Below are 2,173 nucleotides of genomic sequence, written 5' to 3'. Positions count from 1 at the left end.
TAGCAGGAGCTTTCGCAGATCGGGGGAGAAAGCCATCGGAAATTGGGTATGCAGGGCTCATTCGACATTTTGTGCTGCGTACCCGGTGCGACAGTGCTTGCACGTGGACCAGTCAGCATCAGGCGAGCCGATGGCAAAAGCGTCACGCTCCGGATGCGGGCGTGTGGCGTAGGCCCCGACTTCAAAACGGGTAGGTATTATTAATGAAAACGCTGCTGCTTAGGAAGGATGAAGTAAGACGGCTAATCGGTATGACGGAAGTCATCGGCGCGGTGGAAGAGGCTTACAAAGCCTTCAGCAGTGATCAGGTGGAACAACCTGACTATATCGGGATACATCTCCCCTCTCTCCGTGGAGAAATTGACTTCAAGCTTGGCTATTACAAAGTCAGTGAAATCATCTCCATGAAAGCGCACTCTGGAGGGTTCACCAACAACCCGGCAGAACACGGCGTGCCGAATAGCATGGGCACCATTCTCCTGTTTGATGCCAGGAGCTGTGCGTTGATTTGCATCATGGATGGAAGCTCCATCACTGGCCTCAGAACCGGGGCGTCTGGAGCCGTTTCCGTCAAAGCACTGGCGAGAAAGAACGCCAGGACAATCGCGTCGATCGGCACAGGCAATCAGGCGAGAATGCAAATCCGGGCGATCAACGAGGTCATGAAGATCGAAGAGATCCACGCCTGGAGCCGCACCCCGGATATGCTTTCGAAATACAAGACGGACATCGAACGCGAATTCGGCATTCCTGTCATCGTCGCAAGCTCCAAGAAGGAAGCGGTTGAGCAGGCCGATATCTTGATTACGACGACCCGGGGAAAAGGGGAGCTTGTGGAAGCGGATTGGGTGAGGCCCGGCACACACATCGTTGCAATCGGCACAGATCAACGTGGCAAACAGGAGCTGGATCCGGAGCTCTTCAGGAACGCGAAAATCATCGTGGACTCGATCGCGCAATGCACCGAAAAGGGCGAGACCTGGCACCCGCTGAATCAAAATATCATCGCCAAAGACGACATCCATGGCGAAATCGGCGAGGTATTGTTGGGAAGGAAGCCGGGACGAGAAAGTGATGACGAAATCACGATTTTCGATTCCACGGGGATGGCCATACAAGACAATACGACAGCCAGCAAAATCTATCAGAACGCCATAGCCAATAACGTCGGCACTTTCTTTCAGTTTTTTGAGTAATGACTATGCGCAACTATCCCACCATTCAGGACATTCGGGAAGCCCAGGAACGGCTGAAACCGCACATCAGGCACACGCCGCTATTGCGTGCGGAAAAAATAGAGAAAGCCGCTGGTTGTCAGCTATATCTCAAACCCGAAACCCTGCAGATTACTGGCGCATTCAAAATTCGCGGCGCCCTGAACAAGGCCCTTTCGCTCCCGAGAGAAGAGATCGCAAACGGCATCATTGCTACGTCGTCGGGCAATCATGCCCAAGGGCTGGCTTACGCCGCCAGAATGCTCGGCGTGAAAGCGATATTGGTCCTTCCGGTCACCACACCAAAAATCAAAATCGAAAACACAAAAGCCCTCGGGGCAGACGTCATTCTTTTCGATGGCGACACCGCTGCCAGATGGAAAAGGGTGTACGAAATCGCTGAAGAAAACAAATACGCGGCCGTTCACGCTTTTGAGGACCCCATCGTGATGGCCGGCCAGGGAACGATTGGGTGTGAAATACTGCAGGACCTGGACGATGTGGACACGGTCATTGTTCCCGTAGGCGGCGGGGGCCTTATCTCGGGAATCGCGACCGCTATCAAAGAAACGAAACCATCGGTGCGCGTTGTCGGGGCAGAGCCTGCCTTGACACCGAAGTATTTTCACAGCCGGATAAACAAGGAGCGCACATCGCTTCCCTTGAAGAACACGATTGCGGATGGCCTGAGGATAAGCGTTCCGGGTCAAAACCCGTATCCGATTATCGAAAAGTATGTGGACGAGATCGTTCTCGTTGAAGACGAGCACATCATCGCGGGTATGCGTACCCTTGCCAAGGATGCGAAATTGATCGCTGAGCCAGCCGCCTCGATTGGTATTGGAGCTTTGTTGGCCGGCTCCATAAAAGTCAAACCGGATGAAAAAGTTTGCGCGGTGTTGAGTGGAGGGAACTGGGATTTGTGCGACCTTGCCGAGATATACAAGGTAGCGGGGTAA

General features: G+C 53.4%; 2 protein-coding genes. Both read left to right on the top strand.

The features are described 5' to 3' along the window. The first annotated feature begins 203 nt into the window (after window positions 1–203). Window positions 204–1,196: an ornithine cyclodeaminase family protein gene (locus DC522_RS33240; protein WP_116532660.1), complete on the top strand. Its 993-nt coding sequence runs from the start codon at window positions 204–206 to the stop codon at window positions 1,194–1,196. Next, the gene (locus DC522_RS33235; protein WP_205769920.1) at window positions 1,196–2,173 is read left to right on the top strand and encodes a threonine/serine dehydratase; all 978 of its coding nucleotides are present in this window, start codon (window positions 1,196–1,198) and stop codon (window positions 2,171–2,173) included. The genes DC522_RS33240 and DC522_RS33235 overlap by 1 nt, the downstream gene beginning before the upstream one ends.

Source organism: Microvirga sp. KLBC 81 (genome assembly GCF_003075415.1).
GTDB lineage: Bacteria > Pseudomonadota > Alphaproteobacteria > Rhizobiales > Beijerinckiaceae > Microvirga.
This window is presented reverse-complemented; position numbering and strand designations above follow the sequence as displayed.

Coding starts and splice junctions, on each gene's coding strand:
- DC522_RS33240 (WP_116532660.1), top strand. CDS start 204: ATGAAAACGCTGCTGCTTAGGAAGGATGAAGTAAGACGGCTAATCGGT.
- DC522_RS33235 (WP_205769920.1), top strand. CDS start 1,196: ATGACTATGCGCAACTATCCCACCATTCAGGACATTCGGGAAGCCCAG.